General features: G+C 43.4%; 7 protein-coding genes. 2 read left to right on the plus strand and 5 right to left on the minus strand.

Going from position 1 to position 8,899, the window contains the following annotated elements; all coding sequences use genetic code 11:
• From A1D16_RS08420 to A1D16_RS08435, 4 genes are all read right to left on the minus strand, one after another.
• Positions 1–193: FAD-dependent oxidoreductase (locus A1D16_RS08420; protein ID WP_290708917.1), on the minus strand; the 193-nt coding region annotated here is incomplete at its 3' end.
• A gap of 117 nt (positions 194–310) precedes the next feature.
• A complete protein-coding gene (locus A1D16_RS08425) occupies positions 311–808 on the minus strand; it encodes an RNA polymerase sigma factor (protein WP_290708918.1) in 498 nt (165 codons plus the stop codon).
• A gap of 85 nt (positions 809–893) precedes the next feature.
• On the minus strand, positions 894–1,775 hold the full coding sequence (locus tag A1D16_RS08430; protein ID WP_290708919.1) for a MerR family transcriptional regulator: 882 nt from the start codon (positions 1,773–1,775) through the stop codon (positions 894–896).
• A 161-nt stretch (positions 1,776–1,936) separates the two neighbouring features.
• Positions 1,937–2,614 (minus strand): CpsB/CapC family capsule biosynthesis tyrosine phosphatase, encoded by a 678-nt coding sequence (locus A1D16_RS08435; RefSeq protein ID WP_290708920.1) that lies wholly within the window; start codon positions 2,612–2,614, stop codon positions 1,937–1,939.
• A 246-nt stretch (positions 2,615–2,860) separates the two neighbouring features.
• Between A1D16_RS08435 and A1D16_RS08440 the strand changes: the two genes are divergently transcribed.
• The gene (locus tag A1D16_RS08440) at positions 2,861–5,776 is read left to right on the plus strand and encodes a PAS domain S-box protein (protein WP_290708921.1); all 2,916 of its coding nucleotides are present in this window, start codon (positions 2,861–2,863) and stop codon (positions 5,774–5,776) included.
• 8 nt (positions 5,777–5,784) lie between these two features.
• Positions 5,785–6,210: a response regulator gene (locus A1D16_RS08445; protein WP_290708922.1), complete on the plus strand. Its 426-nt coding sequence runs from the start codon at positions 5,785–5,787 to the stop codon at positions 6,208–6,210.
• A 324-nt stretch (positions 6,211–6,534) separates the two neighbouring features.
• Here A1D16_RS08445 and A1D16_RS08450 read toward each other — a convergent pair whose 3' ends face one another.
• Positions 6,535–8,406 (minus strand): nucleoside-diphosphate sugar epimerase/dehydratase, encoded by a 1,872-nt coding sequence (locus tag A1D16_RS08450; RefSeq protein WP_290708923.1) that lies wholly within the window; start codon positions 8,404–8,406, stop codon positions 6,535–6,537.
• Between the last annotated feature and the right edge of the window lie 493 nt (positions 8,407–8,899).

Here is an 8,899-nt window from a genome sequence, read left to right on the forward strand (position 1 = left end):
CAAAAACATCGGGCATCCAGTACCAGGAGGGCCCCATATCGAAGGTAAAGCCATCGGTTTTCCATTGGCGGGCTCTTCCGCCCGGCTGGTCGTTTTTCTCCAAAACGGTTACTTTCCAGCCGGCTTTGGCCATAAAACTGGCGGCCGATAACCCGGCAAATCCGGCTCCGATTATGATAACTTCTTTGGGCATGGGGAATGGATGATACCACTGAACTGGTAGTATCTACTAAATTTAAGCAGTTAGAAAATTTTTCAGGATTGAATATAACACGAATCCTGCACTTCCCCGAAAAGCGCTGGCGACCCCTTACCGTTCGATCTGTGCTTTCAGGAGCTTTCGGGCAAAATGGATCCGGCTCTTGATGGTTCCGAGCGGTTCGCCAAGCATATCAGCAATTTCGTGGTATTTAAAACCATCGAAGTAGAGGAGAAAAGGGTTTCTGAATATTTCCGGTAGTTTATGAATATATCCCTGGATTTCCTTCATTTTAAGGTTGGCTTCCGCTGCATTTGCTGTGGTTGCCTGGTTATAATTAAGCAGGAAATCATTGGGGGTATGATCAAAAATGGTGTTTTGTTTGGCTTTTCTGCGGTAGTTATTGATAAAAATATTCCGCATAATTGTATACAACCATGCCTTGATATTGGTGCCAACATTGTATTTCTCGCGGTTGGCGATGGCACGGTACATAGTTTCCTGGAACAGGTCCTGGGCAGCTTCATTATCCCGCGTTAACGTGATTGCGAAGGGACGCAGAAACTCTGCATTGTCCACCAGCATCTCATTAAAATCTACGTTAGACATGGTTGTGTGTTTAATTGTTAGGTGTTCAAATTTAAACAATAATCATTGTTTCACCAACGAAATCAGGGCAAGTTTCTGTTAAAACTTAGTGAATTGCCGCTATAAATTCCATCACTTCCGGCAAGGACTTTTTGAAGGCCACATTTGTCGGAATTTTCTTTTTATACTGTTGTGTCAGCAGGCCGGAAATAACCAGGGTATGGGAGGGGCAACGGAGCTGATAATTCGTAAGAAATTTTTCAAAATTGAAATTATTGGCAACCGATGTCAGGTGGGTGTACAGAAAATCAGGTTTTTTCAGGTTAGCGACAAATTCAACGTCTTTCAGCGGTACGTTAGCACCCAGGTATAAAACATTCATGCCACGCCCCTTCAGGAGGTAATACATATAGAGCAAACCTACTTCATGGTATTCTCCTTCTGGCAGGAACAGCAGGCCGGTTTGTTTCACTTTTATATGAGAGAAAGCGCCTTCTATACCTACGATCAGTTTTTGGCGAATGATATTGGTAACCAGGTGTTCCTGGGCCGGATTGATGTGATTGGTCATCCACAAAATCCCTATTTTTTCAAGAAAAGGGAAGATTACCTGCGTTATTGTTTTGTCAATTCCGCGTGATTTGATATGTTCATCCAGCACTGTTTCAAAAGCGTCGAGGTCCAGGTCTACCATATGCTGGATCAGTTCATTGACCAGCCGTTCCTGTTGCGCCTGAATATTTCCGAGCGTGATAATACGGTCGCGGATTTCCTCCGGTCCCATTTTATCGATGTGTGAAATTTTGTACCCGTATTTATTCAACAGCGCAATATTCAGCACGGCTTTGAGCTCGTCACTGCTGTATTGCCGGATATTGGTATCCGTACGCTGGGGCTTCAGGAAATTATAGCGCTGTTCCCATATTCTGATGGTATGGGCTTTGATTCCTGAAAGATTTTCAAGGTCTTTAATGGTAAATGCATTCATAAACCGCCGATTTCCTTGTTTAATTTTAAAGTTAAATAATTAAACACAAAACAGCAAGAAAAAGTTGCGTACTGGAGCAGAAAAAGCGGAAAATGGGGAGGCCTTCGCTAGTGGGAAGCAAAAAAAATTGGGCAGGGGGAGTTGAGGCAGGGGCGCTTTCGTTATTTTCCAAATCCTTTCCAGGCGGTATTGTTTAAACAGTCTTTTACCAGTGGCATTAAGGTACTGGATTGGCGCAGTGCATCCAGGTGGCGCTGGTGATGCAGGTCGGAGCCCAGGAAAGACACCATCTGTCTTTTAATAAGCTGCTGAGCCTGTTGTTGCATGGGTTTGCCATAATAGCCGGTAAGGGAATTCAGGTTAACCTGCAGCAGGATACCCATTTCACGGAATTCTTCCAAGAGCGGCCATTTGTTAAACAAATAGGTATATCGTTCGGGGTGGGCAAGAACGGGCTGGTATCCCTGGATCTGCAGATCGAAGAAGACTTTTTTCCAATCATAGGGCATGCTTACAAAGGAGAATTCGACCAGTACGTGGTTGTTCCGAAGAACACGTAAGGGGGCTTTCTCCTGCAATAACCGCGAAAAATAGTCGTCTATCAGGTATTCTGCAGCTGCTTCCAGCAACACCGGATTGTTGGTGAGATCTAATTCTGCCTGCAGTAATTGTTGGGCGGGTTCAATGGTAGCAGCTGTATTTTTATAGAGATCCCAGAGGATATGGGGGGTAGTAATAAATCCCTGGATACCGAGGTCTTGCAGACCGGTCAACAATTGCAGGCTGGTAGCTGCGTCAGGCGCACCGTCGTCAATTCCTGGCAAAAGATGGGAATGCATATCTAATCCAATTTCGGACAGATCGATTCGGGGGGGTGTTCTTTTCTTTAAGAAAAACATGCTGCAAGGTACGAAACCCGGGTTAAGTGTCAGACAGGTGTTAGAATACTGTTTGATTACCTGTCTGACACCTAATCAGAATTTTTTAAATTATATTTGATAACCCCATCCCCAATTTGTCCCCGGAAAGATATGGTCCGCCCTTTTATTGCTGCGCATCAAACGATTTGCACAAGCCTTAACCATATGCAACCTATCCAGAATGATTTCAGCACCTTATTCTATTTTAACCCCTTACCCATTTGGGTATATGCCCATCAAAGTTGGGAAATTCTTGAGGTTAACCAGGCGGCAATCCTCCTGTATGGCTATTCCAGAGAAGAATTACTAAACAAAGATTTCCCTGACCTCTGGCCGGAAGAAGAAAGACCAACCAATCTGCTCCAACCGGTATCACCCATCGAAAAAGAAGGCATTCTCCATTTTGGCATCGCCCCTCATCTCAAAAAATCCGGAGAAAGGATGCTGATGGATTTATACGGGCATCGCCTTTCGTTCGAAGGAAAAGAAGCCGTCATGATCACCGCCATCAATGTAACCGGTCAAAAGAAAACCGAGACATTGCTGGCGGAAGCTATCCACCTGGCAAAAATCGGTAGTTGGGAAATCGACCTCGTTAACCAAAGCATCTATTGGTCAGACCTGGTTCATCAATTACATGGTACCAATCCTTCCACTTATAAACCCACTATGGAAGAAGGCATTCAATTCTATCGCACCGATTTCAGGGATATGGTCTCCAACTACATCCAGAAAGCTATTAACACCGGAACCACCTGCGATTTTGAAGCCATCCTTATAAGCACAGAGAAAAAAGAACGATGGGTACGGGTTATCAGTAAAACAGAAATGCGGAATGGACATGCTGTCCGTATCATGGGAAGTTTCCAGGACATCCATGAACTAAAAACAACTGAACATCGCCTGCAATCTCTGATGGACGATCTACCCGGCGCAGGTTTTCAATACCTGATCTTCCCGGATGGCCGCTACGAATTACGATCCGTCAGTAAAGGTGCTGAAACCATCTGGGGCTTCAGCAGGGCCGATTGCCAGCGTGACGCTGACCTGGTCTGGAACCAGTTAAAACTGGGGGGCGATTTTGATACCGTAACAAAAGATATTAATCAATCCATTACAAGCGGATCAAAATGGCATAGCCAATGGCGGTATATTCACCCAAATGGTCAAATGCGCTGGCAGGAAGGTTTTGGAACACCTTATTTCCTGGCCGATGGAACCATCCTCTTTAATTCCATGGTGTTTGACACCACCGAAGAAAAAAAAGCCGTTTACCTACTGGAAGAAACCTCCACCCTGGCCCGAATAGGAAGTTGGGAAGTAAACCTGCGGGAAGCCGACCAGCAAACCATTTACTGGTCGCCCATGGTATATTCGATTCTTGAAGTAGACAGGTCTCATATCCCTTCCTTGACCGGAGGTTATAGCTTTTATACCCCGGAAAGCAGGCAGGTAATTGAGGCCGCTATTAACCGGCTGATAACAGAACAGGTTCCTTTTGACGAAGAATTACAGGTACGCACGGCGAAAGGAAATCTCCGCTGGGTGCGTTGTATTGGAAAAGGAGATTTTGTACAACAGGAGTGTATTCGAATCTATGGAAGTTACCAGGATATACAGGACCGGAAGCAGATCGAAACAGAACTCAATCAGGTACTGGAAGAAAAAACAAAAATTCTCGAAAGCATTGGCGATGCTTTTATTACGATGGACAGACAATTCAGGGTTACTTATTGGAATCGGGCCGCTGAAGAACTGATTCAGGTAAAAAGAGACCAGGTACTGAACAAAATTTTATGGGATGTTTTCCCCGATGCCCTGGAACTTTCTTCCTATAAATATTATCACCAGGTACTGGAAACAGGAGAAGCGGTTCGGTTCGAAGAACAGTACGGCAGCTGGTTAGAGGTGCTTGCCTACCCTGCGGAAAATGGCCTGGCTGTGTTCTTTCGTGATATAACCCTGCGAAAAGAAGCTGATATACGGCTTCAAAAAGCCTACGAAGAAAGAAATACCATTCTAGAAAGTATCGGGGATGCTTTTTTTGCCGTCGATAATAATTGGATGGTAACCTATTGGAACAAACGGGCAGAAACCGTTTTTGGCAAAAAGAAAGAAGAGATTATCGGGCAGCATTTCTGGACCGAGTATGCCTATGCTATTAATTCAACATTTTACCAAAAATACCACGAGGCAATGGCAAGCCAGGAAATGGTAAGCTTTGAAGAATACTCCTGGACGCTGAAAACCTGGTTTGAGGTAACGGTTTATCCATCGGAAAAAGGCTTATCGGTTTACTTTAAAGACATCATGCTGCGCAAGGAAGCGGATGCAAGGCTGATCAACGCCAAAGATGAATTGGACCGAACGAATGAACGACTGCAATTAAAAGTAGAAGAACTACAACAGGCCAATGAGGAACTGGAACAGTTTGCTTTTATTGCATCGCACGACCTGCAGGAACCACTGCGAATGATTTCCAGCTTTCTTGACCAATTGAAAAGAAAATACGGCAGTGAATTAGACCCTAAAGCACATGAGTATATTCATTATGCTGTTGATGGGGCCAAGCGGATGAAAAAAATCATGATGGATTTGCTCGATTATTCAAGAGCTGGTCGTATTAGTGGAGGCAGGGAATTGGTGAACCTGGAAGAAATCATTGCAGAGTACCAGGTGTTACGGCAAAGGATACTAGAAGAAAAGTCTGCCCATTTATTCTACGAAAACCTTCCGGAATGTACCTGTTACCGGGTTCCTATTACGCAAACCCTGCATGCCTTACTTGACAATGCATTAAAATATTCGAAGCCGGGACTTCCGCCAGAAGTACACCTGCGGGCAACAGAAACGGCTACAGAGTGGATCATTGAAGTAAGCGACAACGGTATCGGTATTGATCCTCAATTCTTTGATAAGATATTCGTTATCTTTCAGCGCCTCCATAATCGGGATGAATATGAAGGAACAGGAATCGGCTTATCCATTGTAAAAAAACACGTGGAAAGTTGGGGAGGAAAAATTCGGGTTGCGTCCGAACCGGGCAAGGGAACCAGTTTTTATTTCACGGTAAAAAAATAAATCAATTCATGAAACCTGTTCATATCCTATTGGTAGAAGATAATGAAGGAGACATTGTATTAACCCTCGATGCTTTTGAAGAGAGCAAGATTAAAACCACCATCAGTGTGGTTAAAAACGGGCGCGATGCGTTGGACTTTCTGCGAAGAAACGGGCCCTATGTCCAGGAAACCAAACCAGATTTGATTTTACTGGATATCAATATTCCTATTTTGAATGGACATGAAGTTTTAAAAGAGATTAAACAGGACCCGGACCTTAAAAAAATACCGGTTATCATGCTGACAACTTCTTCCAATCAGAGAGATATCAACCTGGCGTACGAGAACCATTCCAACAGTTATGTTACCAAGCCCATTGAGATGGAAGACTTCCTGAAAGCCATTCTTCGCATTGAAGAGTTTTGGTTGCAGTTGAGTAAGTTGGCGGATTGAGTTGTGAGAGACGTCAGACAGGTGTTAGAAAAGTATTCTAACACCTGTCTGACGTTTTAATTGCTTACTTTATGGCACTTATTCATTCGTTTTCCTGTATTGGAAGTTTATCCATCAAAATCCAAAGAGTCATGCGGTAGTTAATTGCACCTACCTTCTTTATGCCCCTTAACCTCGTGCATCACCTGGTTAGCGATCACCTACCCATCTCTACCATCCAATTAATTCGATGAAAATATTCCCCGTTTAGTCCAATAAAAAAACCACCCAATGGGTGGTTTACAATATGTTCTAACATGGTTCTAACAACTGTCTGACGCCTTCCTACGCTTCCAGCACATGTTCTTGGTATTCAGGAAGCAGCCCTTTTATGAGTTGGCGAATCCGTTGCTGTTTATGCTGTAGCGCAGCATCAAGCAAGTCATTGATTTCCGTTTCCAGCCATTCCTGGTTGATACTGATTTTTTTTGCTTTCATGATCAAAGGATGGTGGGTAGCCAGCAATTTCTCGGATTCTTTAAACAATTCTTCATACATTTTCTCACCCGGACGCAGGCCAGTAAACTTAATTTCCATATCCTTACCAGGGGTGTATCCAGCCAAACGGATCATTTTACGAGCCAGATCAATTATTTTCACGGGCTTCCCCATATCAAAAACAAAGATATCGCCTCCCTGCCCCATTACACTGGCTTCCAATACCAGGCGGCAAGCTTCGGGAATAGTCATAAAATAACGGGTAACATCCGGATGTGTAACGGTAACCGGCCCACCCTGCAGAATTTGCTTCTTAAATAAAGGCACTACCGATCCATTTGACCCCAATACATTTCCGAAACGGGTAGTGATAAATTTGGTAGTAGAAGAACGGTCTGATAAGCTCTGAATATACATTTCCGCAACACGCTTACAAGCCCCCATGATATTAGTGGGATTTACTGCCTTATCGGTAGAAACCATAATAAATTTCTGCACTTCATATTTAAGGGCAGCATCGGCCACCACGCGGGTACCTTTCACGTTGGTAAGTACTGATTCACTAGGAAAATATTCCATAATCGGTACATGCTTATAGGCCGCAGCATGGAAAACAAAATTGGGCCTGTACCGATCAAAAATACCTTCAATCCGGTATTTATCCCGTACGGAAGCAACTTCCACGCAGATGTCCACCTGCTTATTCATGCTCTCCAGTTCCAGCTTCAGATCGTGCAAAGCAGATTCCGCCTGATCCAACAATACCAACTGTACCACCGGGTATTTCAGTAATTGACGGCAGATTTCGCTACCGATTGACCCTGCCGCACCGGTAACCAGCATTACGGCTTCGTTATAGGTACGTTTTGCACTGATATTGTCGATGCTTATCTCATCCCGCTCCAACAGTGATTCAATAGTCAGCTCTTTTAACTGATTGATCCGGAAAATTCCATTAATCCATTCCTGAAGTGGTGGTATAATAGTTACTTTAACGCCTCGGGAGGAGCAGAATTCGAATAGCCGCTCTTTGCGCTCTGATGGCAGGTTATGGACCGCCAATATCATTTCATCCACTTTATGATGGGCCATCAGCTTACGGAAAGCCAGTTCCGGAGAGAAAATTTTAATCCCATCCAGGCTTTTTCCCTGTTTTGACATGCTGTCATCAATAAATCCGATGATCTGCATTTTGGTATCCTGGTCAATTTCGAGGGCCTTTTTGGTAGCCAAACCAATGTCGCCGGCACCATAAATCATAATCCTGCGCTTGCGCTGCTTACTTTTATGAAAATTGCCAGAGATCTGAAACACTTCCCGAACAAAAATCCGGAAACCTGTAAACAGAAAGGTTACCAGAAAGCAATTAATAAGTAATAACTCCAGGCGAACTTGCTCAAACAGTCCAGTTGACACAGTTAAACTGGTGATAATCAGCCAACTAACCAACTGAAAAAGAGAAAAACTCACCACCCTCGTTATGTCGCGGATACCTGAAAAACGTACGATACCTGAAAATGTGTGGAAAATTAGCATGCCCGCCACGCCAATAATCGTATTGACGATAAAGGCATATTTATACACCCAAAGGGTACTTAGTGAAATACTAAGTCTATTGGAGAGATAAATTGCACTCCAGAAGGCAAACACCAGGAAAAATGTTTCGATAAGGAACAGAATCCACCTGGGCGTCAGCTCTTTAAGTAGTTGATTTCGCATAATAAGGTTTCACGGAAAAGCCACCGCAAAAATAACAATCCTTTACGTATTAAATCTACTTAAATAAGTAGTAATAAAAGTCAAATAAAAGATTTTTTTCTTTCGACGGCAATGTTATAAGGATTTACTATTATAGCTTATCCATGGCATATATCCTGCAAACACTTTGCCATTTCATGGATTTACCAATGGCGGAGACTTATAAATTATTGTGCCAAGCTATTATTTGTACCCCACTAATAACCAGGGGCTCGTAGATAAATGGCTAATTTGAAAACTTTAATATTCGCTTAATATAAACCTTCAAAAAATGGGGGGTGCTTTTCTTTATGAAAAGTGTAAGGTTGAAGCGTTTACGATAAAACTTAAAATCTAAGGGCCCGGTGGGATAGATATCTTTCGCTGCATGGACGTCAAACCAGGCTCCCGGCATCTTCGAATACAATTCTAAAATGTCCTGTTCAGACAACCACGGACTTTTAATATCCTTTCC

It is taken from the genome of Flavihumibacter sp. CACIAM 22H1 (assembly GCF_001601815.1).
GTDB lineage: Bacteria > Bacteroidota > Bacteroidia > Chitinophagales > Chitinophagaceae > Flavihumibacter.